Raw genomic sequence first — 25856 nt, forward strand, 5'->3', positions numbered from 1 at the left:
CACGACACGAAGCAGCCCCGGTCGGAGATCCGACCGGGGCTGCTGTACGAGGTGGCGCGGTTCAGGCCGCGACGCCGCGCACGCGGAGCGAGTTCTCGATGATCGTGAGCCCCTCCATGCCGGGGAGCTTGGCGATGTGCCCGTCGATGCGGCGCACCTCGGCCAGGCCGTCCTCGTCGCCGAAGAGGTGGCCCATGACGTGCGTGACCTCGGAGTCGGGCATGACGCCCGAGCCGACGGGGCCCCACACCTTGCGGAGCAGGAAGCGGGTGAGTCGACGTGCGCTCTTCGACGACTCCAGGCGCGCCTTGGCCTGGCTCGCGTAGAACGCCACGTGACGCGTCTCCTGCTTCGCGATCCGCTTGAGGAGCACCGAGAGCACCGGGTGCCGCTCCAACTGCGCGAGGCGGGTGTACGCGGCGGTCGCGGACCACTCGTTTGCCGCGCCCCAGCTCATGTGCACCGCGATGAAGTCGGTGCCAACGAGGTTGCCGAGGATCGACTGCTTGATGGGGTCGAGGCGGTCCTTCCAGCCGAGCTTCAGGCGCGTCGCCTTGAGCTCGTCGAAGTCGACCGTGATGTCGTGGGCGGCGAGGACGGCGGCGAGCGCCTCCCCGTGCCAGAACTCCTCACGGTTCCACATCGTCATGAACGCGCCGACGTCGTCGTCCTCGTGGGACGGCGTCATGAGCATGTCGCGCAGGTAGCAGACCGTGTGGTACTCGATGTCGCACATGTAGCGCAGGCTGCGCAGGGTGGAAGCGGGGAGCGGGTTCGTCTTGAACTCGTCGAAGTCGAGGTCGCTCCAGTTCACCGAGACACTCGTCTCGGTGAACTTGTCGATGTCAAACGCCATGTGCGGTGGGGCGGTCGGGGATCGTGTCCTCGGCCGTCCGCTCTCCTCTCGGCTGTGCGGGGCGCGGTGCGCGGGTCAGTTCGTCTTCGGAGCGGACGCCTCCGGTGGTTCGTGCCCATTCTCGCACCGTCCACCGGCCGGCCTGCGCCAGCTTGTACAGGGTGTGGTCGGGGTTGACGGCGACCGGGTTCCCGACCAGCTGCAGCCAGGCGGCGTCCGCATGGGAGTCGCCGTAGCCGTAGGAGTGCGCGAGGTCCATGCCGTGCTGCTCGGCGTACTGCGTGAGCCAGGCGCCGCGCGCTTCGTCGACGAGCGGCGGGCTGTCGAGGTAACCCGTGAGGCGCCCGTTCTCGGCGTGCATCGCCCCGGCCACGACCTCGTCGAAGAACGGCTCGAGCGGAGCCGTCATGAGGTCGATGGTGCCGGTGACGAGGATCGTCCGGTGACCGGCCGCCCGGTGCGCGGCGATCTGCTCGAGCGCCTGGGGGAGGAGGCGGGACCGGACGGCCTTGCCGAAGCCGCCCCGGACGATCTTCTCGAGCTGCGCCACGTCGACGCCCTCGTAGCGACGCATGAACGTGCGGATGAACTCACCGCGGTCGCGGAGTTCAGCACCGATGTACCCCGGCATGGACGCGCCGAGCGTGGCGATCTCGATGGGCCAGCGCGACCGCGAGGTCGCGGCGAGCCGCAGCCAGAGGTACTGCTCGATGAGGTTCCAGGCGAGCACCGTGCCCTCGAGGTCGAACACCGCGAGGACGTCGTCGCGCACGGGCAGGATCTTCTGCTGCTTCGCGGCGCCCGCCTTGCGGTTGGCGAAGGCCCGGGTCAGGGTCGTGACGGCGGGGAAGTGGATGCGCTGGAAGTAGTCGTCCCAGTCGATCGTGGTGACGTCGAACCCGCGGTCCGTCTGCTGCTCGGGCGTCAGTGAGGCGTGCAGGGCACGGGTGCGCTGGTCGTCGAAGACGATCTCGCTCTGCACGTAGGAGCGGTAGAGCCCGGTGAAGTCGCGGAGCGAGCCGAGGTCGCTCGACGCCTTGCGGATCCGGTCCTGCCACCCGCGGGTGGTCGCGTTCGCCGGCAGGTGGGAGACGACCCGGCCGGCCGCCGTCGTCGCCTTCTGCCGCCGGTCGATGGAGCGCTCGATCGCGCGCCCGCCGGGGAAGTTCCAGGTCGGCACACTGATGTCACCGGCGTCTGCCGGGATCGGGTGCTCGGTGAAGTAGCTGTGCACGTTCGCGTACATCTTGTGGAACGGCAGCGGGTTGCTGGCTCCGGAGCTCACGTGGAAGTAGCGCGCCGCAGCCGGCTCCGGCGGGGTCTGGGCCGCAGCGAGGATCGCGTTGACGACGAAGTCGACGGGGATGATGTCGAGCACGCTGTCGGGGAGGCCCGGGAAGTCGGGCAGCTGTCCGCGCCCGTAGGCGATGATCAGCGGGTCGGCGACCTTGTAGCCGTCGATCCAGCCGGGGAAGGGGTGCGCGAGCGCGCTCTCGATGATCGACGGACGCACGACGGAGAGTCGGTTGCCCTCGCCGGCCCAGCGCTCTTCGGCGACCCGCTCGGCCATCGCCTTCGTGAAGGTGTAGACGTCGGTCCAGCCGAGGCTCTCGGCGCGTGCACGGCCGTGGGCGACGAGTCGGGCGTCGACCCAGGCGATGCGTGCAGCCTCGGCGGCGTTCGAGACGGCCTGGGGGCCGGCCTTGCCGTGCTCGCGACGGGCGGTCTGCATGAGCTTGCGCAAGACCTCCGGACGACGGGACGACTCCTCGGTGCGGACGCGCGCCGAGCGGGCTGCCTCGGCCTCGACGCGCCAGTCGACGTCGTGCGCGAGGCTGCGTTCCGGCTGGATGCCCTTCCGCGTGCCGCCGACGTAGGCGGTTGAGACGTGGACGACGTGCGGGGTCGCGCCGCTCTTCGCGAGCGCCGCGTACAGGGTGGTCGCGCCGCCGACGTTCGTGGCGAAGGCCTCGTCGATCGGCGGGTCGAAGGAGACGGTCGACGCGCTGTGGATGACGACGTCGAGGTCGGCCGGCAGCGCCATCTCGTCGAGGCCACCCTCGATCACACTGACGCGCTCGGCCACGATCGCCGCAGCGGCTTCGGCGCCGACGCGTTCGCGCCAGGCCTTGAACACCGGCTTGCGGAGCAGGGTCTGGAGACGGTCGCTCCCGCGGACCGACCCCTTCTTCCGGATGAGCAGGCTGACGCGGGTGGTCGGGTGATCGGCGAGCAGGCGCTCGAGCACCGCCTGCCCGAGGAAGCCGGTGCCGCCGGTGACGAGCACGTGCGCGCCGTCGAGGGCATCCGGGGCGGTGGCGGGCTGCTGAGCCTCCGGCTCCTGAGCGTCGGGCTGTTCGGCGTCTGGGGTGGGGTTGTCGGTCATCGGTTCTCCTCGAGGCTGCCGCGGCGTCCGCGGCGGGCAAGTCTGGCGGCGAGATGGAGGCCCGACTGACCGGGCAGCGCGTCGATCGACGCGTCGATGCCGAGGACGGCGGGGTCGCTCCAGGTGGCGGTGCTGCGGAACACGAGCGCGGCGAACCGCGCCGTCTGTCGGGGGCCGTTCGCATCGGAGCCGGTGGGCCACACGGCGTTCCGGATGCGGCGACGGGTGATGCCCTGCGCACGGGGCGATGCGGCGAGGCGGTCGCTCGCTTGTGCGGTGAAGAACTCGAGGTGCCGGGCCTTCGTCTCGAGGATCTCGTCGACGAGGCGGTCGAGCACGGGGTGCGGCTCGCGCTCGCGCACCGCACGGTAGGCCGCGTGGGTGATGAGGTCGTCGATCGTCCCGATCGTCATGTGCCAGGCGATGATGTCCTCGCCGAGCACGTTCGCGATGAGCGCCTGGCCGATTGGCGCGAAGCGGTCGCGCACACCGTGGACGGTGCGCCGGAGACCCGTCGAACGCGTCTTGTCGCGCGGGGTCCCGTTCGCCTTGAGGACGGTGTCGAGGGTGTCGGTGATCCAGTATTTCTCGTACGCCCAGGTGATCAGGAACGCGGTGACTCTGGCGTCCTTATGGGTGGGGGTGACGAGCACCCCGCGGAGGTACTGCATGGTCGCGCGCTCGATGTCCGACAGGGCGCGGAGCAGTGCGACCGTCTCAGCACTCAGCGGCGTCTCGGCGAAAGCCGCGGCGTCGATCTCCTTGCGACGACTGCCGACGGCGGACTTCGCGTAGTCGCGGACGCTGAACCCGTGGGCAGGCCGCAGCATGGCGCTCTCCTGCTCCGCGTCCTCGAGGGCCGCGGGTGCTGTTCCGCGCGGCGAATCCCGGTTCACCATGGCGTCTCCGTTCCGTGACGATCCGACCTCATCACTGTAGCTTGCAACGATACGCAACGCGTAGCGTATTCTGATCCCCATGGCTACAGCTCTCGTCACCGGTGGGACGTCCGGCATCGGTGCCGCGTTCGCCACGGCGCTCGCCGGACGGGGCTTCGACCTGGTGCTCGTCGCCCGTGACGTCGGGCGGCTCGAGCGATCGGCCGAGCGGCTGCGCGCGACCGGTCGCACCGTCGAGGTGATCAGTGCCGACCTCTCGGACCGCGCCGACGTCGCGAGACTCGCCGCACGGATCGAGGATCAGGCGTCGCCGATCGAGGTCGTCGTGAACAACGCCGGGTTCGGTGTGCACGCCCGCCTCACCGATCCCGACACGAGCGAGCTCGACACCGCGATCGAGGTCATGTGCCGGAGCGTCGCCACGCTTTCGGGCGCCGCGGCCCGCGCCATGCGGGAACGCGGACGCGGCACCATCATCAACGTCTCGAGCACGGCGGGGTACATCACCACCGGCGGCTACTCGGCGGTGAAGGCGTTCGTCACCACCTACACCGAGGCGCTCGCGGTCGAGCTCGCCGGCTCGGGTGTCCGCGTCACGGCTCTGTGCCCCGGGTGGGTCCGTACCGAGTTCCACGATCGCGCCGGTATCAGCACCCGATCGATCCCGTCGGGTCTGTGGATCGATGTGGACCGGCTGGTCGCCGACGCCCTCCGCGACGCCGGGAGAGGGGTCGTCGTCTCCATCCCGAGCTTCCGCTTCAAGGCCCTCATGGCCCTCGTCAAGTTCGCGCCCCGTGCGTCCATCCGGTGGATCTCCGGCCGGATGTCCTCGAGCCGTCGAGCCGCCAACGCCGCCCAGTCAGGAGCCCACCGATGACCGCAGAGCCGCGGTTCACCTCCTCCCTCCACGCCAACGCGCGGTTCGTCGCCCAGCGTCTGCTGTTGAAGCCGCTCGTCTGGTCGCTGACCCGCGTGACGGTGACGGGTCGCGAGCGCCTGTCGGGCGTCACCGGGCCGTACATCGTCGTCGCCAACCACCAGTCGCACCTCGACGCACCGCTCGTCGTCGGGGCGATGCCGCGTCGACTGTCGCGCTATCTCGCCGCCGGTGTCGCCGCCGACTACTTCTTCGACGTCCCCGCCCGCCGCATCTTCGCCGCCCTCTTCTTCAACGCGTTCCCGGTCGACCGCTCGGGCGACCGCAAGCGTGCAGGCGTGTCACGGGAGCTGCTCGAGAGCGGCGTCCCGATCCTCATCTTCCCCGAGGGCGGCCGATCGCGGACGGGTGAGCTCGGCCGGTTCAAGCCCGGTGCCGCGGCACTCGCCACCCGCCAGGGCATCCCCTGCCTCCCGGTGGCCGTCCTCGGCACCCACTCCGCCATGCCGAAGGGTCGCAACTGGCCCGTCCCCGGACGACCGCCGGTGCGCGTCGTCTTCGGGCAACCGATCCACCCGCAGCCGAACGAGACGCCCGTCCAGCTCATGGACCGCGTCGTCGCTGAGATCGTCGCGCTGCGCGCTTCGGTCGAGCCGGGAACACACGTTTCGATCGACACACCACGAAAGGAAGCCGGATGACGTCTGTGGAGCACATGAAGTGGTGGGGCTGGGGAGTCGAAGGGGTCGCCTTCGAGCACAGCAACAAGCCGGACTTCGCGCCGTTCGTGAAGCAGGCCGTCGGTCTCGACCTCCGGAAGCCGGCGCAGGCACACCTCAGCTTCGACGAGCTCACCGTCCCGGCATCGCGCGCGTCCGACGAGTTCATCGCCGAGCTCTCGACGCTCGTCGGTCAGGGGCACGTGACCACGGACGACCAGGAACGCGTCGTCCACACCTACGGCAAGAGCATCCGCGACCTGCTCCGGATCCGCGCGAACGACCTGCCCCGCACGCCCGACCTCGTCGTCTACCCGGCTGATGAGGCCGAGGTCGCGTCGGTCGTCGCTGCAGCCGTCGCCGCAGACGCCGTGATCATCCCGTTCGGCGGTGGCACCAACATCGCCGGCTCGCTCGACCCGCAGCCGACGGAGGAGCGGGTCATCATCTCGCTCGACCTCGGCCGGCTCGACCGCGTCCTGTCGATCGACGAGGGCTCCGGTCTCGCCACCATCCAGGCCGGCGCGCAGGGCCCCTCGATCGAGGAGCAGCTGGGCGCCAAGGGCTGGACGATGGGCCACTTCCCCGACAGCTTCACGCACTCCACGCTCGGCGGATGGGTCGCGACCCGCTCCTCGGGCATGCAGTCCGACAAGTACGGCGACATCGCCGACATCACCAAGGGCCTGCGGATGGTCCGCCCGAACGGCATCGTGGCGATCCGTCCCGTCCCGAGCGCGTCGACCGGACCGAGCGTCCGCGAGATGATCATCGGCAGCGAGGGTCGACTCGGCATCATCACCGAGGTCACCGTGCAGGTCCACCGGACGCCGGCCGTCCGCGAGGTCCTCGGCTACTTCTTCCCCACCTGGGAGGCAGGGCTCGCGGCGATGCACGAGATCGCGGAGAGCGACGCCAGCCCCTCGGTCACCCGGGTGTCGAACGCCCGGGAGAGCGGCTTCTCGCTCGCGACCCGCAAGGCCAGCACCGGCGTCTCGGCGCAGGTCACCAAGGGGCTCATGAAGGTGCTCACGGCAAGGGGTTGGGACCTCGAGCAGCTGTGCCTCTCCTTCATCGGCTACGAGGGCAGCGCGTCGCACGTGCGATACGAGAAGGGCCTCGTCGGCTCGATCGTCCGGAAGCACGGCGGCATCGGCGTCGGCAAGGGCCCCGGCGCCCTCTACGACCAGAAGAAGTTCGACACCCCGTACCTGCGCGACTTCCTCCTCGACCGCGGAGCCGCGGCCGACGTCTCGGAGACCGCAGCGCCCTGGTCGCGCCTGCAGGAGGTCTACGACGCCGCGAACGACGCCGCCAACGCCGCGTACGACAAGCTCGGGGTGCACGGGTGGATCATGTGCCACCTCTCGCACTCGTACCACTCCGGCGCGTGCCTGTACTTCACCTTCGCGTTCATCACCGGCGACGACCCGATCGGCGAGTACGAGCAGGTCAAGTCGGCCATCCAGCAGTCCTTCGTCGACCACGGTGGCACCCTCTCGCACCACCACGCGGTCGGCGTCGAGCACTCGCCGTGGATGGAGCAGGACATCTCGACCGAGGGCGTCGCGATCATGCGCGGCCTCTTCGACAGCGCGGACCCCGGCTCGAACTTCAACCCCGGCAAGATCCTCGCGGACTGAGTCGTTCCTCCGGTCCATGCGCGGTCTCCGGTCCCTGAGCCGTTCCTCCGGTCCCTGAGCCGTTCCTCCGGTCCTGAGCCGCTCCTCCGGTCCCTGAGCCGCTCCTCCGGTCCCTGAGCCTGTCGAAGGGCGGGCTCAGGGCCGGAGCCGACCCGATCGCACCGCAGTCGCCGGCAGCCGGACGATGAGCGCACCGGGGTCGACGGTCAGCCGGGCCGCAGAGACCAGGCCGATCCCGTCGCCGTCGGCCTGGAACTCGGCGGGCGGTGAGACCGTCACGTCGATACGGCGCACCCGCAGGTAGCGGAGCGCACCTCCGGCGGAGCCGGCCGTCTCGACGGCACTCGGCTGCACGCGGCGGCCCCGCGTCCGTCTGCCCTTGGAGAACCGGGCGACGGGATTGTTCGCGCGGTGCAGCCAGCGCGTGACGCGGACCCCGTCCCACCCTTCGAGGGAGCGCACCATGAGGACGTCGAGCACACCGTCGTCCAGGAGGGCGTCGGGCAGGACGTCGAGGCCCGCTGAGACGGTGCCGCAGTTCCCGACGAACATCGTGTGCGTCCGTCCACTCCGGATCGGTCCGCCGTCCTCCTTCCAGGAGACGCGGGGCCGGTCGCGGCGGAAGAGTCCGCGGATGATCGGGACGACGTAGGCGATCCAGCCGAAGCGGCGCTTGAGCACCGGGTCGGCGTAGGCCACCATGTCCGCGTCGACACCGAAGCCCGACATGACGAGGAACGGGGTGCTGCGCCGGACGCCCTCGGGGTTCCGGTACTCGATCAGGCCGACGTCGACGCTGCGGTCCTCGCCGGTGAACGCGGCCCGCACCGCGGCGACCGTGTCGATCGGGATCCCGGCGTTCCGCGCGAAGAGGTTCGCGGTACCGACGGGGACGACGGCGAACGGCGTCCGGGTGTGACGCATCGCCCCGGCCACCTCGCGGACCGTCCCGTCACCGCCGGCGGCGATCACGAGCGCCGCACCGCCCCCGAGCGCCTCCGCGACCTGGTCGACCGCGGTCGACCGCTCGCGGGTCGGGATCCAGCTGGTCGGGCCCCAGCCGGCCTCGGCGGCTGCGGCGTCGACGAGCCTCGTCACGCGCTCGAGCTGGATGCGCGTCGGGTTGTAGATCACCGCAGCGTGCGGCGGGGTGCTGCCTCGCGTCATGCGGCCAGTGCCGGCCAGAGGACGGACAGGACCTGTTCCGCCCAGTCGTCGTCCATGTCGGCGCCGCGGACGAGCTGTCCGAGGACCGCGCCGAGGAGCAGGGTCGCGACGAGCCGGCCGTCGAGTCCGGGCTTCAGATCGCCGGTGGAGATCCGTTCGTCGACCAGGTTGGACAGCGCGCGCGCCCGGTTCCTCGTGAGGTCGCGGAGCAGCGTCGAGAACTCCGGGTCGTCCTGGAGCAGGATCGACGCGATCGTGCCCCGGCCCACCACGTCCTCGATCATCGCCCGGGCTTCGTGGAGCAGCCAGGTGAAGGTGTCGTAGGTCGAGAGGTTCTCGGGGATCTCCACGGGAGTCTCCATGGCGCGGGCGACGGCCGCCGTGAGCAGCTCCGAGCGGTTGCGGTACCGCCGGTAGATCGTCGTCTTCGCCACGCCGGTGGTCTCCGCGACCGCCTCGATGTTGACGGCGACCGAGCCACGCGAGCGCATGAGGTCGAGGGCTGCGTCGAGGATGCGGTCGCTCATCTGCTGAGCGCGGGAGACGCGTCGGGAGACGGGCACCGACCAACCTCCTCCGCGCGACGCCGGAGTCCGGTCGGATCGGTCCATTGCGCTACGCCCACCGTAGCGCAATGGGCTGGGCGCGCATAGGGAGGGCCCCGGTGACGGTGTGGTCGTCAGTCCCAGCGGGGGTCGTCGGGGTCGGGGGAGTCCTCGCCGTCGGCGTCGGTCATGATCGTCGCCCCGTCGATCCAGGCCGTCAGAGCGTCACCGTGCAGCTGCTCAGGGGCGGGAGCGCCGAAGAGCTGCGGGTGCGTCACGGCCGCGAGCGGTGCGTCGCTCGCGAAGACGACGACGTTGCCGAGCGGCCCCTCGTCGTCGACCGGATCGAAGTCGAGGACGACGGCGACATGCGCGAACACCGTCCGCAGGGTCGCCGCCTGGCGTCGCGAGTAGTCGAAGGGGCTGCCGTCGAGGAGGTTCACCGCGATCACGCCGTCGTCCGCGGACCGCGCTGCCACTCGGCGGTAGAACTCGAGGCTCGCGACCCGACGGTGGATCACCGCGGCGTCCCAGAGGTCGACGACGGTCACCTTCGCGTCCCGCCACGCCGTGACGTCCGCGTCGGTGGTGGCGGCTTCGTCGATCGGCTCGTCCGCGACGGCCCTGGCGTCGCCGAAGCGGACCTCGACCCGATGGCCGTCCGGGAGCGGGAGCGCCTTCAGCATCCCGGCGTACAGCTCCGGCTCGAACTCGACGACGAGCTGCGACGATCCCGGACGCGTCGCCTGGACGTAGCGGGGGAGCGTCAACGCTCCGGCTCCGAGGTGGACGACGAAGAGCTCCTCGCCCGCCGGCGCCTCGGCGTCGATCACGCGCGCGATGTGCCGGATGTACGGGTACTCGAGCAAGCGGGGGTCCGCGAGGGAGACCACCGACTGCGGGATGTCGTCGACGCTGAGCTCGTAGCGCAGCGTCCGCTTGTCGAGGAGGGTGATCCGGGCGTCGCGACGGCCGAACGGCAGCCGGCGGGAACGGGAGAACAGAGGCACCCGTGCAGCCTACGGTGCACGGGCGGTGGTCGACGCCCGGGCCCGGTATCGTTGACCGGATATGGCACACCTTCTCGGCGCTGAAGCGCTCCACCTCGAGTACCCGACCAAGGTCGTCTTCGACGGCATCACGATCGGGGTGAACGAGGGCGACCGCATCGGCATCGTCGGCCGCAACGGCGACGGCAAGTCCACGCTCCTCGGCCTCCTCGCCGGCCGCAAGGAGCCCGATTCCGGCCGCGTGACGGTGCGCAACGGCGTCACGGTCGCCGTGCTCGACCAGTCCGACACCCTCGACCACGACAAGACCGTCGGGCAGACCATCGTCGGCGGCTTCGACGAGCACGAGTGGGCTGGCGACCCGAAGGTCCGCGACGTCATCTCCGGCCTCGCCTCCGACATCGCCTGGGACGCCCTCGTCGCCGACCTCAGCGGTGGTCAGCGCCGCCGGGTCGCGCTCGCGGCCCTGCTCGTGGGCGACCACGACATCCTCTTCCTCGACGAGCCCACGAACCACCTCGACGTCGAGGGCATCACCTGGCTCGCGCAGCACCTCAACCGTCGCTGGTCGAAGAACTCCGGCGGCCTGCTCGTCGTGACCCACGACCGGTGGTTCCTCGACGCCATCTGCACGGCCACGTGGGAGGTGCACGACCGCATCGTCGAGCCCTTCGAGGGTGGGTACGCGGCGTACGTCCTGCAGCGCGTCGAGCGCGACCGCTCCGCCGCGGTCTCCGAGGCCAAGCGCCAGAACCTCATGAAGAAGGAGCTCGCCTGGCTGCGCCGTGGCGCTCCCGCCCGCACGGCCAAGCCGAAGTTCCGCATCGAGGCCGCCAACGCGCTCATCGCCGACGAGCCGCCTGTGCGCAACGCGGTCGAGCTGGCCGGCATGGCGACCGCCCGCCTGGGCAAGGACGTCGTCGACATCCTCGACGTCACCGTGTCCTACGGCGACCGGACGGTCATCAAGGACGTCGAGTGGCGCATCGCCCCGGGCGAGCGCACCGGCATCCTCGGCGTGAACGGCGCCGGCAAGTCCACCCTCCTCGGGCTCGTCACGGGCGAGGTCGAAGCGACCGAGGGTCGCGTCAAGCGCGGCAAGACCGTGCAGGTCGCGACGCTCACGCAGCAGCTCGACGAGCTCGCCGAGTACGAGCAGGACCGCGTGAGCGACGTCATCGGGCGCAAGCGCACGAGCTACGTCGCCGGCGGCAAGGAGATGACGCCGGGACAGCTGCTCGAGCGCCTCGGCTTCACGAGCGCGCAGCTGTCGACGCCGGTGAAGGACCTCTCGGGTGGCCAGCGCCGCCGCCTGCAGCTTCTGCTCATCCTCCTCGACGAGCCGAACGTCCTCGTCCTCGACGAACCGACCAACGACCTCGACACCGACATGCTCGCCGCCATGGAGGACCTCCTCGACTCGTGGCCGGGCACCCTGCTCGTCGTCTCGCACGACCGGTACTTCCTCGAGCGCGTGACCGACCAGCAGTACGCGATCATGGACGGCCACTTCCGGCACCTGCCCGGCGGTATCGACCAGTACCTGGAGCTCAACGCCGGGACGGCCGGCAGCCGCTCGCAGGAGCACGACCGCCCGACGGCCTCCGGCGGTGGCCCGACCAAGAAGACGCCGAAGCTGAGCGGTGCGGAGCTCCGGAACGCGCAGCAGGAGATCAAGGCGATCGACCGCAAGCTCCACAAGCTCAACGGTCAGATCGAGCAGGCGCACGAGAAGGTCGCGGTCCACGACCAGAACGACTTCGCCGGGATCACCGCGCTCGGCGCGAAGATCCAGGCCATGTACGGCGAGATCGCCGACCTCGAGGTCCGCTGGTTGGAGCTCTCCGAGCTCGTCGAGTAGTCCACTCGCGGCGGCCGGACCACCTCGATCGTCGCTCTGTTCCGAAGTGTTACGCACCGGTTCGTCATCCCTGCTAGGCCGACGTACCGTCGAATCAGCGTCCACCGGCGCGCACCACCCGAAAGAGGAATCACAGCAATGACCTTCTCGAAGAAGCTTCTGGCCGGACTGGCCATCATCCCCGCCATCGCGCTCCTCGCCGGATGCGCCGGCGGCTCAGGCGCAGGCGCCGCCGCTGAAGACAAGGGCACCGAGGCGAACCCCGTCAAGATCGGCGTCGTCGGCGCGAGCGATCCCTACTGGGAGACGTACAAGGAGGCCGCCGAGAAGGAGGGCATCTTCGTCGACATCGTCGACTTCGGCGAGTACACGCAGCCGAACCCGGCGCTCACCGAGGGCGAGATCGACCTCAACCAGTTCCAGCACATCGTCTACCTCGCGCAGTACAACGAGGCCTCGGGTGAGGACCTCACGCCGATCGGCTCGACGGCGATCTACCCCCTCGGCCTCTACTCGACCAAGGTCGACAGCGTCAAGGACATCAAGAAGGGCGACACGATCGCCATCCCGAACGACGAGAGCAACCAGGCTCGTGCGCTCCTCGTCCTGCAGTCCGCAGGCCTGCTGGAGCTGAAGGACGGCGGCAACATCTTCTCGACGCCGGACGACATCATCGCCGACAAGTCGAAGGTCACCGTCACCTCGCTCGAGGCATCGCTGACGCCGACCTCGCTGCCTGACGTCACCGGCGCGATCATCAACAACGACTTCATCAACGACTCCGGTCTCAAAGCGTCCGACGCGATCGCCGAGGACGACCCGTCCGACCCGAACGCGCTGCCGTACGTCAACATCTTTGCCGCAAAGGCCGCAGACGCCGACAACGAGACGTACGCGAAGCTCGTGAAGATCTACCAGGACACGAAGTCCGTCGTCGACGGCGTCGTGGAGAACTCCGGCGGTACCGCGGTTCCGCTGAAGACCCCGGTCAAGGACCTCGTCAAGTCGCTCGAGACCGTCCAGAAGGACATCAAGGCCAAGGGCTGATCCAACGTTCAGAGCGTTCCTGTGGGAGGCTGTCATCCGCTCCCACAGGAACGCTTCGTCGTTTCACCGCCTCCTGATCACCCGACACACCGAGGACACCCCCATGCCACTCGTCAGCCTCCGAGACGTCGCGAAGCGGTACCCGTCTCCGCAGAAGGGCGCCGCACCGATCGCCGCGATCGACGGCGTCGACCTCGACATCGAGGCCGGTGACGTCTTCGGGATCATCGGCTACTCGGGAGCCGGCAAGTCGACCCTCGTCCGCCTCATCAACGCGCTCGAGCCCGCGACGTCGGGGAGCATCGTCGTCGACGGTACCGAGGTGACGACGCTCTCGGAGCGCGGTCTCCGCGACCTCCGCCTCGGCATCGGGATGATCTTCCAGCAGTTCAACCTCTTCAACTCCAAGTCGGTGCGGAAGAACATCGCGTACCCGCTCGAGGTCGCCGGGCGCTCCCGGGCCGAGATCCGCACCCGGGTCGACGAGCTGCTGAAGTTCGTCGGGCTGTCCGACAAGGCCGACAACTACCCCGACCAGCTCTCCGGCGGGCAGAAGCAGCGCGTCGGCATCGCTCGCGCGCTCGCGACCTCGCCCCGGATCCTGCTCGCGGACGAGGCGACGAGCGCCCTCGACCCCGAGACCACGCAGGAGGTCCTCGCGCTGCTCAAGCAGGTGAACCGCGACCTCGGCGTCACCATCGTCGTCATCACCCACGAGATGGAGGTGATCCAGTCGCTCGCGACGAAGGTCGCCGTCATGGAGCGCGGCAAGGTCATCGAGCAGGGCGACGTCTTCGAGGTGTTCTCCGACCCGCAGCACGCCGCGTCCAAGCGCTTCGTGTCGACGGTCATCAAGGGCGTCCCGTCACCGGCCGAGCTGGCGGTACTCAAGGAACGACACGTCGGGCGCATCGTCACCCTGTCCTTCCGCGACGGCGACGCCTCGCAGGCGGGCGTCTTCCTCACGCTCGCGCAGGCGGGCGTCGACTTCGAGCTCGTCTACGGCGGGATCAACGACATCCAGGGTCGTGCATTCGGCCACCTGACGCTCGCCCTCCGCGGCGACGACCAGACGATCGACGGAGCGCTGACCGCCATCGGATCCCAGGCCACCGTGACGGAGGTGCGCTGACATGGACGCACTGATCGATCTGCTCCCGAAGCTCGGCGACGCGACCGTCGAGACCCTCTACCTCGTCTCCTTCAGCCTGCTCTTCGGTGGGATCGCCGGACTCGTCGTCGGCACCGGGCTCTACGTGACGCGGCCCGGCAACCTCTACTCGCACCCGGTGCTCTACGGCGTGCTCAACGTGATCGTGAACATCTTCCGGCCGATCCCGTTCATCATCTTCCTCGCGGCCGCCCAGCCGCTCTCACGACTCGTGATCGGCACCGGCATCGGCGCGAACGCGTTCATCTTCATCATCTCCCTGGCGGCGACCTTCGGCATCAGCCGGATCGTCGAGCAGAACCTGCTGACCGTCTCGCCCGGCGTCATCGAAGCTTCGCGTGCCGCGGGTGCGAGCCGGCTCCGGACGTTGCTGAGCATCGTCCTCCCGGAGGCGCTCGGTCCGCTGATCCTCGGCTACACCTTCGTGTTCGTGGTCATCGTCGACATGTCGGCGGTCGCGGGCTTCATCGGCGGCGGTGGACTCGGTGCCTTCGCGATCCAGTACGGCTTCCGCCAGTTCGAGCCGGTCGTCACGTGGGCCGCGGTGATCATCATCATCCTGCTCGTGCAGCTCATCCAGTTCTTCGGCAACTGGCTGGCCCGGAAGATCCTCCGCCGCTGATCGGTCCCTGAGCCCCCCCCAGTCCGGTCCCTGAGCTTGTCGAAGGGCGCACTTCGACAGGCTCAGTGACCGAGCGTGTTCCGCTAGTCGAAGTCGAGGCTGAGCTTCCGCAGCAGGACGGTCAGTCGGGCCTGTTCGGTCGAGCTCAGCCCGTCGAGCAGGTCCGCCTCGGCGTCGACGAGGCGCGTGATGGCCGCGTCGACCGTGTTGAGTCCCGCGTTCGTCATCTGCACGAGGATGCCGCGGCCGTCGTTGGGGTCGCCCTGGCGTTCGACGAGTCCGCGCTCGACGAGGCGGTCGATGCGGTTCGTCATTGTGCCGCTCGAGACGAGCGTCTGGAGCAGCAGGGCCTTCGGACTCAGCCGATAGGGGGAGCCGGCGCGACGGAGCGCCGCGAGGACGTCGAACTCCCACGGCTCCAGGTTCGACCGGGTGAAGGCTGCCCGACGCGCCCGGTCGAGGTGGCGTGACAGCCGGGCGACACGGGAGAGGATCTGGAGGGGCGAGAAGTCGAGGTCCGGGCGCTCGCGGTTCCAGGCGTCGACGATCCGGTCGACCTCATCGGTGCTAGCTGGCATCCCACCATTATCGAGGCACGCGGGCGTCGGGGCTCGATCGGCCGCCGCGAGCTGATTCCGAGGCGGCACATCCATGGCAGAATTGACCACGCTCCGCCGTCTCGCGGGGTGGTCCGCCATAGTGTAACGGCAGCACGGCAGCCTTTGGAGCTGTTCGGTCCAGGTTCGAATCCTGGTGGCGGAGCGACCGATCACCGACCGGGCGAGTGCCCGGACCGAGGGGGAGCACACGTGACCGACGACCGTCTGGCCATCATCATCCTGGCTGCTGGCCAGGGAACCCGCATGAAGTCGGCGCTGCCGAAACTCCTGCACCCGCTCGGCGGCGTGCCGATCGTCGGCCACGTGCTGGCGACCGCCCGCTCGCTCGACGCCGGGCACGTCATCGCCGTGGTCCGCCACGAGCGCGACCGCCTCGTCGAGGCCATCGAGTCGGAGCTCCCCGGTGCGACCATCGTCGACCAGGACGAGGTGCCCGGCACCGGTCGCGCGGTGGAGCAGGCGCTCCTGGCGCTGCCCGACGACTTCGACGGCGACGTCCTCGTGGTCAACGGCGACGTCCCGTTGCTGAACGCCGCCACGCTCACCACGCTCATCGAACGCCACCGCAACCACGACGTCGCGGCGACGATCCTCTCGGCCATGCCCGACGACGCGACCGGGTACGGACGCATCATCCGCACCGAGGCCGGGGCACTCGACTACATCGTCGAGCAGAAGGACGCGACCGACGCCGAGCGAGCCGTCAACGAGATCAACGCCGGGGTCTACCTCTTCGGCGTGAGCCAGCTCCGCGACGCGCTCGCCGAGGTCACCACCGACAACGCCCAGGGGGAGAAGTACCTCACGGACGTCATCGGCCTCCTGCGGCGCGCGGGCTCCGAGGTCTCGGCGCTCCCGGTGAGCGACTCCTGGCTGGTCGAGGGCATCAACGACCGCGCCCAGCTGAGTGCCGCCGCGGCCAAGCTGAACGCCCTCCTCGTGCGCGCCTGGCAGCTCGCCGGCGTGACCGTCCAGGACCCGGCCACAACGTGGATCGACATCAAGGCGCGGCTGCACGCCGACGTCACTCTGCTTCCCGGGACGCAGATCCTCGGCGCGACGGTCGTCGAGTCCGGTGCGACGATCGGTCCGGACACGACGCTCATCGACACCGAGGTCGGCGCTGGTGCGCGCGTCCGCCGCACGGACGCGACGCTGTCGGTCATCGGTGCCGGCGCCGAGGTCGGGCCGTTCGCCTACCTGCGACCCGGCACGGTGCTCGGCGAGCGCGGCAAGATCGGCACCTTCGTGGAGACGAAGAACGCGCAGATCGGTGAGGGCAGCAAGGTCCCGCACCTCAGTTACATCGGCGACACCGAGATCGGCGTCGAGTCGAACGTCGGTGCCGGCACGATCACCTCGAACTACGACGGTGTGCACAAGCACCGCACGACCATCGGATCGCACGTCCGCACCGGCGCGCACAACACGCTCGTCGCCCCGGTCAGCGTCGGCGACGGCGCCTACTCCGGTGCCGGCACCGTCATCCGCAAGGACGTCCCGGCAGGGGCGCTCGCGTTGACGGTCGCGCAGCAGCGCAACGTCGAGGGCTGGGTCGAGCAGAAGCGCCCGGGTACGGCGGCTGCGACGGCTGCCGGCGCTGCCTCGGCGGCACCGACCGTGGATGCCGTGTCGGACGACACGGCTGCGGCTGGTAACGTCGACTCGTGAGTGAGGCCGGAGGATTCCGGCAGAAGGCAGGGTCTGTGTCAGGCATCACGGCGGACAACAAGAAGCAGCTGGTTCTCGTCTCCGGACGAGCCCACCCGGAACTCGCCGAGGCGATCGCGGCGGAGCTCGACTCCGAGCTCCTCCCCACCGATGCCAGGACCTTCGCCAACGGCGAGATCTACGCCCGGTACGACGAGAGCATCCGCGGCACCGACGTCTTCGTCATCCAGTCGCACACCGCTCCGATCAACGAGTGGCTCATGGAGCAGCTCATCATGGTCGACGCGGCCAAGCGGGCGAGCGCCAAGCGCATCACCGTGGTCGCCCCGTTCTACCCCTACGCGCGCCAAGACAAGAAGGGACGCGGACGCGAGCCGATCTCCGCCCGCCTCGTCGCCGACCTCTTCAAGGCCGCCGGTGCCGACCGCATCATGTCGGTCGACCTCCACGCCGCGCAGATCCAGGGCTTCTTCGACGGTCCCGTCGACCACCTCTTCGCGATGCCGGTCCTCCTCGAGCACTTCCGCGCGAAGCTCGACGCGTCCACGCTGACGGTCGTCTCGCCCGACATGGGCCGCGTCCGCGTGGCCGACATCTGGAGCGACAAGCTCGGTGCACCACTCGCCATCATCCACAAGCGCCGCGACCCGCTGGTCCCCAACCAGGTCAGCGTCCACGAGATCGTCGGCCAGGTCGAGGGCCGGGTCTGCCTGCTCGTCGACGACCTGATCGACACCGGACGCACGATCGTCAAGGCGGCCGAGGCGCTCAAGAACGCCGGCGCGATCGGCGTCGTCGTCGCGGCCACCCACGCGGTCTTCTCCGACCCGGCGGTGGAGCTCCTGCAGAGCGACGCCATCGACTCCGTCGTCGTCACCGACACGCTCCCGGTCGACGAGGCCAAGCGCTTCGACAAGCTGACCGTCCTCTCGATCGCGCCGCTCATCGCCCGCGCGATCCACGAGGTCTTCGACGACGGCTCCGTGACGAGCATGTTCGACGGCGCCGCGTAGCCCGTCACCTTCCGCTGGTACGCAGAACGCCCGGTCCGAACTCGGACCGGGCGTTCTGCGTCTGCAGGCCGTGGGTTAGTGGCTCGAGCCCGCCTGCTCGACCTCACTGCGGTCGCCCGACCAGAGGGTGTGGAACGTGCCGTCGAGGTCGACGCGCTTGTAGGTGTGCGCTCCGAAGAAGTCGCGCTGGCCCTGGACGAGCGCTGCGGGCAGACGCTCGGCGCGGAGGCCGTCGTAGTACGACAGCGACGACGAGAACGCCGGCGAGGGGATGCCCGCCTGGGCGGCCGCGACGACCACGCGGCGCCAGCTGTCCTGCGCCTCAGCGACGGCGTCGCTGAAGTAGGGCGCCGTCACGAGGGCGACCAGCTCGGGGTTCTCCTCGTAGGCCTCGGTGATGCGGTTGAGGAACTGCGCACGGATGATGCAGCCGCCGCGCCAGATCTTCGCGATCTCGCCCTTCTTGATGTCCCAGCCGTACTGCTCGGCACCGGCGACGATCTCGTCGAAGCCCTGCGAGTAGGCGATGATCTTCGACGCGTAGAGCGCCTGGCGCACGTCCTCGACGAACTGGTCGGGGTCGGCGACGGTCCACTCCTCGGACGGGCCCGCGAGCTCGCGGGCCGCTGCGCGCTGCGCCGGCTTGGACGACAGCGAACGGGCGAACACGGCCTCCGCGATGCCCGACACCGGGATGCCGAGGTCGAGTGCCGTCTGCACGGTCCACGCGCCGGTGCCCTTGGCGCCGGCCTGGTCGAGGATGACGTCGACGAGCGGCTGCCCCGTCTTCGCGTCGACCTGCTTGAGGACCTCGGCGGTGATCTCGATCAGGTAGCTCTCGAGCGTGCCGCGGTTCCACTCGGCGAAGATCTCCGCAATCTCGGCCGGCGACTTGCCGGTGCCGCGACGGATGAGGTCGTAGGCCTCGGCGATGAGCTGCATGTCGGCGTACTCGATGCCGTTGTGGATCATCTTGACGAAGTGGCCGGCGCCGTCGGTGCCGACGTGGGTGACGCAGGGCTCACCCTCGGCGATCGCGGCGATCGACTTGAGGATGGGGCCGAGGGTCTCCCACGCTTCGGCGGAGCCGCCCGGCATGATCGACGGTCCCTTGAGGGCGCCCTCCTCGCCGCCGGAGATACCGGCGCCGACGAAGTTGATGCCGGTCTCGCGGACGGCCTTCTCGCGGCGGATGGTGTCGGTGAAGAGTGCGTTGCCGCCGTCGACGATGATGTCGCCGGGCTCGAAGACCTCGGAGAGCTGCTGGATGACGGCGTCGGTGCCCTTACCCGCCTGCACCATGATGATCGCCGTACGTGGCTTCGAGAGCGACGCGGCGAACTCCTCGATGGTCTTCGACGCGACGAAGCCGGCCTCGGGGTGCTCGCTCACGAGCAGGTCGGTGCGTTCGGGGGAGCGGTTGTACACGGCGACCGTGTTGCCCTCGCGGCTCGCCAGGTTGCGTGCGAGGTTGCTGCCCATGACGGCCAGACCGACGACGCCGATGTTGGCGCGAGCTTCGGCGGTGTTCACCATGTGGTTCTCCTTCAGAGTGGGTGATGCGGGAAGCGTTCCGAGTGCTCAGGAGTCGACGGGGCGGCTGCAGGACAGCGGCGACACCCTCGTCGATCCGGGCACGGCCCGTCCTGCAACCGTAGCAAAGGGAGGTGTCGCTCCACCTCTCAATGACCCAGCGTGCAGGTGAGGTCCGAGCGGACCGTGCGAAGGTGTCCGGTATCGTGCTGTGCGGGTCGGGCGAGCCGGCCGCCCGGTCATCGGCCGGAGACCACAGGGGGTTCCGTGTGAATGCACCGCTCGTCGTCGTCATGGGCGTGTCCGGGTCCGGGAAGAGCACGACCGGGGTGCTGATCGCCGACCGGCTCGGGGTGCCCTTCGTCGACGCCGACGCCCTGCACCCGCTCGAGAACGTGCGGAAGATGGCCGCCGGAACGCCGCTCGAGGACCCCGACCGCTGGCCCTGGCTGGCCCTCGTGGGCAAAGCCCTCGCCGACGCCTCGGACACGGGCCTCGTGATGGCCTGCTCCGCACTCCGACGGGCCTACCGGGAGGCGATCCTCGCGGAGGCGCCCGGGGTGCGGTTCGTGCTCCTGCACGGCTCGCGCGAGGTGCTCGGACGCCGGATGGAGGGCAGGAGCGGTCACTTCATGCCGCCGTCGCTCCTCGACTCGCAGTTCGCGCTCCTCGAAGACCTGGACGCCGACGAACCGGGCTTCGTGGTGGACGTCGACGCCACCGTCGACGAGATCGTGGACGAGGCGGTCGCGGGCCTCAGCGCGGTGCGATAGACTCTCCCACTGAACTTCGGCGAGGGAAGCGGCCCGTGGCAGCTTCCGTGATCGACGCGGTGGTCTGGCTTCCGGCTTTTCCTCACGCAGATACGCGTTCGAGTTGACTCATCCATTCCGCCGCGCATCGTCGCGGCACGACCAACCGGGTGCAAGACCCGTGAGGAGAACATCATGTCCGATGACCTGAAGGTCACCGCGGAACTCCGCGAATCGTTCGGCAAGGGCGCAGCCCGCAAGCTCCGTGCCCTCGGCAAGATCCCGGCCGTGCTCTACGGCCACGGCACCGAGCCCGTGCACGTCTCGCTGCCCGGCCACCAGATGCTGCTCATCCTCCGCAAGTCCAACGCGGTGCTCGAGCTCGACATCGCCGGCAAGGGCCAGCTCGCGCTGGTCAAGGACGTCCAGAAGGACCCCGTGCGCCAGATCATCGAGCACCTCGACCTCATCGTGGTCAAGAAGGGCGAGAAGGTCCAGGTCGACATCCCCGTGACCATCGAGGGCGAGTCCGCCGCCGGCACCATCCTCAACCAGGACGCCACCACGGTGAGCCTCGAGGTCGAGGCGACCCACATCCCCGAGCGCGTCACCGTCAGCGTCGAGGGCCTCGAAGAGGGCGCCCAGATCCTGGCCGGCGACCTCGAGCTCCCGAAGGGCGCTTCGCTCATCACCGAGGCCGACGTCCTCATCGTGGCGATCACCGTCCCGGCCGCTCCGGCGGACGAGGAGACGGAGGCCGCTGAGGCCGCCGCCGAGGAGACCGCAGCCGAGGCCGCGGAGTAGTCACCACTCCAGCAGACGAACCTGTCGCCCGCCCGCCCCGATAGTCTCGGTGCATGGCAGGCGGCAGGTTCGCTCGGTTTCTGGCCGGTCTCACCGGTCGAGCCGAGGCGTTCGATCAGGAAGGCAGCATGGCTGCAGACACGTGGCTCATCGTCGGGCTCGGGAACCCGGGCGAGCAGTATGCCCGCAACCGGCACAACGTCGGGCAGATGGTCCTCGACGAGCTCGCGAAGCGCATCGGCGGAACCTTCAAGACCCACAAGGGCAACGCGCGCGTGGCCGAGGGGCGGCTCGTGCCGGGCGGCCCGAAGCTCGTCCTCGGCAAGCCCAACAGCTACATGAACCTCTCCGGCGGCCCCACCGCAGCGCTCGCCCAGTTCTTCTCCGTCGACCCCGACCACGTCATCGCCGTCCACGACGAGCTCGACATCCCGTTCGACTCGATCAAGCTCAAGCAGGGCGGCGGGCACGGTGGGCACAACGGCATCCGCGACATCGCCTCAGCGCTGAAGACCCCAGAGTTCCTGCGCGTCCGCGTCGGTATCGGGAGGCCGCCGGGTCGTCAGGACGCCGCCGACTTCGTCCTCAAGGACTTCGCGGGAACCGAGCGGGAGCAGCTTCCCCTGCTGGTCTCCGACGCGGCCGATGCGGTCGAGCTCCTCGTGAACGAGGGCCTGCTGGCTGCACAGACCCGCTTCCACGGCGCCTGACGCCCGCTCAGCCGCGCGGTGAGCGGACGCGTCGGCCCTGGCGCGTGCCGGCGCCGACGAGCACCGCGCCCACCAGGAGCAGTCCGCTGATGAGCAGCGCGATGGAGAGCGGGACCTCGGCTCCCGTCCGGACCAACGGCGCCTGCGGTTCGAGTGGCGCGACCCTCCACACGATGCCGAGCGAGGTGTGCAGCGCCCCCGTCGAGACGCGGGGTGCGTCCGGGAGTGGCAGGCGACCGGTGTCGGCTCGGTCAGACGCGCGCGAGTACCCGGTCAGGACCGCCTCGAACGTGTGGGCGAACGAGCCGTCGTCGATCGCCTTCGGTGTCAGGACGAGCGGCTCGGTGCTGGTGCAGACCGTCGAGGCACCAGGCTCGATGAGCTCGCTGCTGCAGGTGAGGCGGGTGTCCGGTGTCTCCGCGAGGGTGATGCCGCCCAGCGCGTTCTCGCCGGTGTTGGTGACCGTCGCGATGACGCGCAAGCGGTCACCGGGGTCGGCCGCGACGGTCTCGCCCCCGACCGGAACCCACGATCCGTCGGCACCCTGGATCTCGAGGCGGACGGTGCCCTCCACGGCCAGCGCGGGGACGATCACGCGGTAGGTGGTCTCGTCCGTGCTGCTGAGCCCCGCGGCGGTCTGCTCCACGCGCACGACCGCCTCGCCGGACTCGACGACCTCGGAGCTCGCGCAACTCCACCGGCCGGCCGGGTCCACGGTGGTCTCACACCGGGTGTGGCTCTCGCCGTCGCGCACCGTGATGCCGGCGCCCGGCTCGCCTGTTCCGGTGGAGATCGGTTGTGAGGACTCGACGAGGGCGCCCGATGCCGGGCTCTCGATCGCGACCCGGTCGATGGCGGTCAGGGCGGGCTGTGAGCCGAGGTCGAGCCCACGGACGGCGTCTCCCGCCACGGTGACGGTCAGCGCGCCGCGAGCGACCGGTGTTGCGTCGACCTCGATCGTGCAGGACTCCTCGCCCGCCGCGAGGTCGCCGGTGAATGTGATGTCGGCCCCGGACGCCGGAGCGGTCACCTCCGCCGAGCAGCTCGTGGTCACTCGCGGATCGGTGGCGACCGCGAGTCCACCGGGCAAGGCCGTCTGCACGGACCAACCGGCCTTCGCGGCGAGTTCCGGGGTGTTGCGCACGACGAAGCGGAGACGCATCGTGTCCCCGACGAAGGCGGTGTCCTGCGACAGCTCGACATCGAGGGTCGGGGTCACGTCGATGATGCTCAGATCGTCGAAGGCGTGGTCGTTGCCCGATCCGCCGCCGTGATCGTTGCGCATCACGACACCGATCGGACCGTCGTCCATGAGGATGGAGGAGTCCGCCGCGAAATGGCCGGCACGGACGGCGTATCCCACAGCGGTGTGGTCGGAAGCACGGTCGTCGTTGCACGGGTCGATGGCGGCGTCCGAGACCGGCCGCTCAGCACCGTCCTCCGTCCGCAGGGAGAATCGAAGCGCCGGGGAGATCGCATCGCCGCAGTTCGTGGCGGCCGCATTCACCGTGGCCGTGAGGAAGCGGCCGGTCCCGCCGGTCAGCGGGATCGACGTGGTGGTCTCGAGTTCGACGGCGTCGTCCGGGCCGCTCCGCTCCGTGTAGGCCGCCACCGCCGAATTCGTCGCCGGGTCGGTTCCGTTGACGAGACCGAGCACGCCTGCGAGGGCGCGGACCCGCGCATGGTTGCCGGGGAAACCGGAGCAGTCCGACGAGTCCTCCTCGACGTTCGCCGACGAGAGGATGAGGCCGTTGCAGGCGGAGCGGTCGGCCCAGAAGTCGTCAGCCTCGAAGCGGGCACCGTCGGCGCCGACGTAGTCGCGGATGGAGGTGCCGCTCCCCGTGTCCGGCGCGCGTTCGAAGTCCTCGAGGAAGACCGGGGGATGTGCCGGTGCCGTCCCGGCGACGGCACTGACGGACCGGACCGGTGCGGACGGCATCGTCATCCTCGCCGCCGCCGCCGCCGCCGTCGCCGTCGCCGTCGCCGTCGCCGGCGACGAGGCGAGTGCGAGGTTGCCGGCTACGGCGACGACGACGGCGAGTGAGGCCGAACCGGCTCGGAAGCGGCGACCGGACGGATGAGTATGGAGCAGAGCGCGCACGCGGGATCCCAACGGTATGGCAGGGGGAGGATCACCACTGTATCAACCGCTGATGTTCTAGATTTCAGTCGAGTGTCGCGTGGCCTGCGACGGCTCAGGCGCGTACGTACCGCGAGATCAGCAGCTCGTCCGAGCGCAGGAGGTGCTGCAACCGCATCGGTCGCGGTGCTTCGGACGCGGGACCCGCGGAGACCCGGACACTCTCCCCGCCGACGAGCGACGGACTGATCGTCAGACAGAGTTCGTCGACGGCGTCAGCGGCGATGAACGAGCCGAAGAGTGCCGGACCACCCTCGCACAGGATCTGCCGCAGGCCGCGGTCGCACAGCGCCTGGACGACACGCGCCGGTTCGACGTGTTCGTCGCCGCACGCCACCACGTCGGCGACCGCCTCGAGCGCCGCGCGCTTCGCGGGGTCGGCGTGGTCTGTCGTCACGACGAGCGGCCGGACCGGCGCCTGGGTGAAGACCTCCGAGCGGCGATCGAGGTCGAGCGAGCCCGACACGATCGCGAACACCGGGTGCAGGGGGAGGTTGTGGTCGTCGCGCCACGCCGCGGCGTCGACGTCGAGCCGCATGGCACCGTAGCCCTCGTCGCGCACGGTTCCGGCACCGACGAGCACGACGTCGGAGAGCCGACGCAGGATGTCGAACACGGTCTTGTCGGCCGGGCCGCCGAGCCCGCCGGAGACGCCGTCGACGGTCGCTCCACCGTCCAGGCTCGTCACGAAGTTCACGCGGACGGTCGTGGCGGAGCGGTCCTCGACGGTGTAGGCCGCCACGAGCTCGTCGACCGACAGCGGTCGGTCCTGCGCGGGGACCAGGCTCGTGATGCTGGGGGTGCTCATGTGACTCCTCGAGGGTTCCGGATCAGACGTTGTGGACGGGCGCCACCGGTGCACGGAAGCCGAGGATCGCCTCGGTCATCCGCACGGCCGCGATCGACTCGGGCACGGCGTGCATCCGCACGATGCGGGCGCCGAGGAGGATGCACGCCGCAGCGGACACCAGGGACCCCTCGAGACGTTCCGACTTCGGGCGGTCGAGGGACTCGCCGATGAAGTCCTTGTTCGACACCGCGGCGAGCGTCGGCAGCCCGAGCGCGGCGATCTCGTCGAACCGTCGGGTGAGTTCGAGCGTCTGCACGGTGTTCTTGTTGAGGTCGTGCCCGGGGTCCACGATGAGCCGTGACTCGGGGACGCCGTGGGAGAGTGCGAGGTCGACGCGGGCCGTCAGGAAGGCGGCGACCTCACCGGCGACGTCGTCGTAGTGGGGGCGGGGATGCGGCTGCCTCGGCCTGGCCAGGCTGTGCGTGATGACGAGCGTGGCCTCGCTCGCGGCGACGACGTCCGCGAGCGCCGGGTCGTGGATCCCCGTGGTGTCGTTGATGACGGAGGCGCCCGCCGCGATGCATGCCGCCGCCACCTCGGGGCGGAAGGTGTCGACGGAGATGACGACGTCGCTCCGTGCGGCGAGCGCCTCGACGACGGGGAGCACGCGGTCGATCTCCTCGGCGGTGGGGATCTCCGGCCCAGGGGCGAACTTGGCTCCGCCGATGTCGACCCAGTCGGCGCCCTGTTCTGCGGCGGTCACGGCGGCGTCGACGGCTCGGTCGAGCGAGAACGTCGCGCCCTGGTCGAAGAAGGAGTCCGGGGTGCGGTTGATGATCGCCATGACCGCGACCTGCTTCGAGAAGTCGAACGTCCGCGCTCCGATCCGGCGGATCGGTTGGCGGATCGGGGGGAGTGGGAAGCCGCCGGTCCGTTCGGGGTGTCGGTCTGACCGGGGCTCCGTGCTCGTCATGGGTCAATCATGACGCGTCCGGCGCGAGAGGATGCCGCGTGACGCGT

The 25856-nt window shown here is 69.8% G+C and carries 23 protein-coding genes and 1 tRNA gene; 13 read left to right on the forward strand and 11 right to left on the reverse strand.

What is annotated here, in order from left to right; all coding sequences use genetic code 11:
• Positions 1-61 precede the first annotated feature (61 nt).
• The 3 genes from GV015_RS09895 to GV015_RS09905 are packed head-to-tail and all read right to left on the reverse strand — an operon-like array spanning position 62 to position 4141.
• On the reverse strand, positions 62-856 hold the full coding sequence (locus GV015_RS09895; RefSeq protein WP_124768945.1) for a ferritin-like domain-containing protein: 795 nt from the start codon (positions 854-856) through the stop codon (positions 62-64).
• Positions 846-3242, reverse strand: a complete 2397-nt coding sequence (locus GV015_RS09900) for an SDR family oxidoreductase (protein WP_159878141.1) — start codon at positions 3240-3242, stop codon at positions 846-848. The genes GV015_RS09895 and GV015_RS09900 overlap by 11 nt, the downstream gene beginning before the upstream one ends.
• Positions 3239-4141, reverse strand: a complete 903-nt coding sequence (locus tag GV015_RS09905) for a hypothetical protein (protein WP_229938712.1) — start codon at positions 4139-4141, stop codon at positions 3239-3241. Before GV015_RS09905 ends, GV015_RS09900 begins: the two co-directional genes overlap by 4 nt.
• 79 nt (positions 4142-4220) lie before the next feature.
• Between GV015_RS09905 and GV015_RS09910 the strand changes: the two genes are divergently transcribed.
• Genes GV015_RS09910 through GV015_RS09920 form a run of 3 tightly spaced genes read left to right on the forward strand, consistent with a single transcriptional unit; the run spans position 4221 to position 7380 of the window.
• A complete protein-coding gene (locus GV015_RS09910) occupies positions 4221-5018 on the forward strand; it encodes an SDR family oxidoreductase (RefSeq protein ID WP_159878143.1) in 798 nt (265 codons plus the stop codon).
• Positions 5015-5719, forward strand: coding sequence for a 1-acyl-sn-glycerol-3-phosphate acyltransferase (locus tag GV015_RS09915; protein WP_138946648.1), 705 nt, complete (start codon positions 5015-5017; stop codon positions 5717-5719). Before GV015_RS09910 ends, GV015_RS09915 begins: the two co-directional genes overlap by 4 nt.
• Positions 5716-7380: an FAD-binding oxidoreductase gene (locus GV015_RS09920; RefSeq protein ID WP_159878145.1), complete on the forward strand. Its 1665-nt coding sequence runs from the start codon at positions 5716-5718 to the stop codon at positions 7378-7380. Before GV015_RS09915 ends, GV015_RS09920 begins: the two co-directional genes overlap by 4 nt.
• 135 nt (positions 7381-7515) lie before the next feature.
• Here the strand turns inward: GV015_RS09920 and GV015_RS09925 are convergent, their stop codons facing one another.
• From GV015_RS09925 to GV015_RS09935, 3 genes are all read right to left on the reverse strand, one after another.
• Positions 7516-8547 carry a diacylglycerol kinase family protein gene (locus GV015_RS09925; RefSeq protein ID WP_121289880.1) on the reverse strand — a complete coding sequence of 344 codons (1032 nt, stop codon included), beginning with the start codon at positions 8545-8547 and terminating at the stop codon, positions 7516-7518.
• Positions 8544-9110, reverse strand: coding sequence for a TetR/AcrR family transcriptional regulator (locus GV015_RS09930; RefSeq protein WP_121289883.1), 567 nt, complete (start codon positions 9108-9110; stop codon positions 8544-8546). Before GV015_RS09930 ends, GV015_RS09925 begins: the two co-directional genes overlap by 4 nt.
• Before the next feature lie 116 nt (positions 9111-9226).
• Positions 9227-10102, reverse strand: a complete 876-nt coding sequence (locus GV015_RS09935; RefSeq protein ID WP_159878147.1) for a spermidine synthase — start codon at positions 10100-10102, stop codon at positions 9227-9229.
• A 61-nt stretch (positions 10103-10163) separates the two neighbouring features.
• Between GV015_RS09935 and GV015_RS09940 the strand changes: the two genes are divergently transcribed.
• The 4 genes from GV015_RS09940 (at position 10164) to GV015_RS09955 (ending at position 14803) form a co-directional block, all read left to right on the forward strand.
• Entirely contained in the window at positions 10164-11963 is a 1800-nt protein-coding gene (locus GV015_RS09940) for an ABC-F family ATP-binding cassette domain-containing protein (RefSeq protein WP_159878149.1), read from the forward strand.
• 138 nt (positions 11964-12101) lie between these two features.
• The gene (locus GV015_RS09945; protein WP_124768953.1) at positions 12102-13010 is read left to right on the forward strand and encodes a MetQ/NlpA family ABC transporter substrate-binding protein; all 909 of its coding nucleotides are present in this window, start codon (positions 12102-12104) and stop codon (positions 13008-13010) included.
• Positions 13011-13113: 103 nt separating this feature from the next.
• The gene (locus GV015_RS09950) at positions 13114-14142 is read left to right on the forward strand and encodes a methionine ABC transporter ATP-binding protein (protein WP_159878151.1); all 1029 of its coding nucleotides are present in this window, start codon (positions 13114-13116) and stop codon (positions 14140-14142) included.
• A 1-nt stretch (position 14143) separates the two neighbouring features.
• A complete protein-coding gene (locus tag GV015_RS09955; RefSeq protein ID WP_064296483.1) occupies positions 14144-14803 on the forward strand; it encodes a methionine ABC transporter permease in 660 nt (219 codons plus the stop codon).
• Positions 14804-14886: 83 nt separating this feature from the next.
• Here the strand turns inward: GV015_RS09955 and GV015_RS09960 are convergent, their stop codons facing one another.
• Positions 14887-15381 carry a MarR family winged helix-turn-helix transcriptional regulator gene (locus tag GV015_RS09960; protein WP_064296482.1) on the reverse strand — a complete coding sequence of 165 codons (495 nt, stop codon included), beginning with the start codon at positions 15379-15381 and terminating at the stop codon, positions 14887-14889.
• A 112-nt stretch (positions 15382-15493) separates the two neighbouring features.
• Between GV015_RS09960 and GV015_RS09965 the strand changes: the two genes are divergently transcribed.
• The 3 genes from GV015_RS09965 to GV015_RS09975 all read left to right on the forward strand — a co-directional run bounded on the left by GV015_RS09965 (position 15494) and on the right by GV015_RS09975 (position 18107).
• Positions 15494-15565 (forward strand) — tRNA-Gln (locus GV015_RS09965).
• Positions 15566-15612: 47 nt separating this feature from the next.
• Positions 15613-17094 (forward strand): bifunctional UDP-N-acetylglucosamine diphosphorylase/glucosamine-1-phosphate N-acetyltransferase GlmU, encoded by a 1482-nt coding sequence (glmU, locus tag GV015_RS09970; protein WP_124768955.1) that lies wholly within the window; start codon positions 15613-15615, stop codon positions 17092-17094.
• Positions 17095-17129: 35 nt separating this feature from the next.
• On the forward strand, positions 17130-18107 hold the full coding sequence (locus tag GV015_RS09975) for a ribose-phosphate diphosphokinase (protein ID WP_079705464.1): 978 nt from the start codon (positions 17130-17132) through the stop codon (positions 18105-18107).
• 75 nt (positions 18108-18182) lie between these two features.
• Here the strand turns inward: GV015_RS09975 and gndA are convergent, their stop codons facing one another.
• Positions 18183-19643, reverse strand: coding sequence for an NADP-dependent phosphogluconate dehydrogenase (gene gndA / locus GV015_RS09980; protein WP_159878153.1), 1461 nt, complete (start codon positions 19641-19643; stop codon positions 18183-18185).
• A 266-nt stretch (positions 19644-19909) separates the two neighbouring features.
• Here gndA and GV015_RS09985 point away from each other — a divergent pair, with 266 nt between their 5' ends.
• The 3 genes from GV015_RS09985 to pth all read left to right on the forward strand — a co-directional run bounded on the left by GV015_RS09985 (position 19910) and on the right by pth (position 21906).
• The gene (locus tag GV015_RS09985) at positions 19910-20413 is read left to right on the forward strand and encodes a gluconokinase (protein ID WP_229938709.1); all 504 of its coding nucleotides are present in this window, start codon (positions 19910-19912) and stop codon (positions 20411-20413) included.
• Positions 20414-20587: 174 nt separating this feature from the next.
• Positions 20588-21196, forward strand: coding sequence for a 50S ribosomal protein L25/general stress protein Ctc (locus GV015_RS09990; protein WP_079705465.1), 609 nt, complete (start codon positions 20588-20590; stop codon positions 21194-21196).
• Positions 21197-21324: 128 nt separating this feature from the next.
• Positions 21325-21906, forward strand: coding sequence for an aminoacyl-tRNA hydrolase (pth, locus tag GV015_RS09995; RefSeq protein ID WP_159878155.1), 582 nt, complete (start codon positions 21325-21327; stop codon positions 21904-21906).
• Between the two features lie 7 nt (positions 21907-21913).
• Here the strand turns inward: pth and GV015_RS10000 are convergent, their stop codons facing one another.
• The 3 genes from GV015_RS10000 to folP form a co-directional block, all read right to left on the reverse strand.
• The gene (locus tag GV015_RS10000; protein WP_159878157.1) at positions 21914-24007 is read right to left on the reverse strand and encodes a hypothetical protein; all 2094 of its coding nucleotides are present in this window, start codon (positions 24005-24007) and stop codon (positions 21914-21916) included.
• Between the two features lie 94 nt (positions 24008-24101).
• Positions 24102-24854 carry a pyrimidine reductase family protein gene (locus GV015_RS10005; RefSeq protein ID WP_159878159.1) on the reverse strand — a complete coding sequence of 251 codons (753 nt, stop codon included), beginning with the start codon at positions 24852-24854 and terminating at the stop codon, positions 24102-24104.
• Positions 24855-24876: 22 nt separating this feature from the next.
• Positions 24877-25809: a dihydropteroate synthase gene (gene folP, locus GV015_RS10010; protein ID WP_159878161.1), complete on the reverse strand. Its 933-nt coding sequence runs from the start codon at positions 25807-25809 to the stop codon at positions 24877-24879.
• Positions 25810-25856: the final 47 nt, after the last annotated feature.

The sequence above is a fragment of the Plantibacter sp. T3 genome (genome assembly GCF_902506515.1).
GTDB classification, from domain to species: Bacteria; Actinomycetota; Actinomycetes; order Actinomycetales; family Microbacteriaceae; genus Plantibacter; species Plantibacter auratus.

What these genes read in the sequence shown, in the direction of transcription:
- GV015_RS09895 (WP_124768945.1), bottom strand. Translation starts at nt 856, where the DNA reads ATGGCGTTTGACATCGACAAGTTCACCGAGACGAGTGTCTCGGTGAAC.
- GV015_RS09960 (WP_064296482.1), bottom strand. Translation starts at nt 15,381, where the DNA reads ATGCCAGCTAGCACCGATGAGGTCGACCGGATCGTCGACGCCTGGAAC.
- GV015_RS09920 (WP_159878145.1), top strand. Translation starts at nt 5,716, where the DNA reads ATGACGTCTGTGGAGCACATGAAGTGGTGGGGCTGGGGAGTCGAAGGG.
- GV015_RS09900 (WP_159878141.1), bottom strand. Translation starts at nt 3,242, where the DNA reads ATGACCGACAACCCCACCCCAGACGCCGAACAGCCCGACGCTCAGGAG.
- GV015_RS09910 (WP_159878143.1), top strand. Translation starts at nt 4,221, where the DNA reads ATGGCTACAGCTCTCGTCACCGGTGGGACGTCCGGCATCGGTGCCGCG.
- GV015_RS09945 (WP_124768953.1), top strand. Translation starts at nt 12,102, where the DNA reads ATGACCTTCTCGAAGAAGCTTCTGGCCGGACTGGCCATCATCCCCGCC.
- folP (WP_159878161.1), bottom strand. Translation starts at nt 25,809, where the DNA reads ATGACGAGCACGGAGCCCCGGTCAGACCGACACCCCGAACGGACCGGC.
- GV015_RS09990 (WP_079705465.1), top strand. Translation starts at nt 20,588, where the DNA reads ATGTCCGATGACCTGAAGGTCACCGCGGAACTCCGCGAATCGTTCGGC.
- GV015_RS09905 (WP_229938712.1), bottom strand. Translation starts at nt 4,141, where the DNA reads ATGGTGAACCGGGATTCGCCGCGCGGAACAGCACCCGCGGCCCTCGAG.
- GV015_RS09915 (WP_138946648.1), top strand. Translation starts at nt 5,015, where the DNA reads ATGACCGCAGAGCCGCGGTTCACCTCCTCCCTCCACGCCAACGCGCGG.
- gndA (WP_159878153.1), bottom strand. Translation starts at nt 19,643, where the DNA reads ATGGTGAACACCGCCGAAGCTCGCGCCAACATCGGCGTCGTCGGTCTG.
- GV015_RS09925 (WP_121289880.1), bottom strand. Translation starts at nt 8,547, where the DNA reads ATGACGCGAGGCAGCACCCCGCCGCACGCTGCGGTGATCTACAACCCG.
- GV015_RS09950 (WP_159878151.1), top strand. Translation starts at nt 13,114, where the DNA reads ATGCCACTCGTCAGCCTCCGAGACGTCGCGAAGCGGTACCCGTCTCCG.
- pth (WP_159878155.1), top strand. Translation starts at nt 21,325, where the DNA reads ATGGCTGCAGACACGTGGCTCATCGTCGGGCTCGGGAACCCGGGCGAG.
- GV015_RS10005 (WP_159878159.1), bottom strand. Translation starts at nt 24,854, where the DNA reads ATGAGCACCCCCAGCATCACGAGCCTGGTCCCCGCGCAGGACCGACCG.
- GV015_RS09955 (WP_064296483.1), top strand. Translation starts at nt 14,144, where the DNA reads ATGGACGCACTGATCGATCTGCTCCCGAAGCTCGGCGACGCGACCGTC.
- GV015_RS09940 (WP_159878149.1), top strand. Translation starts at nt 10,164, where the DNA reads ATGGCACACCTTCTCGGCGCTGAAGCGCTCCACCTCGAGTACCCGACC.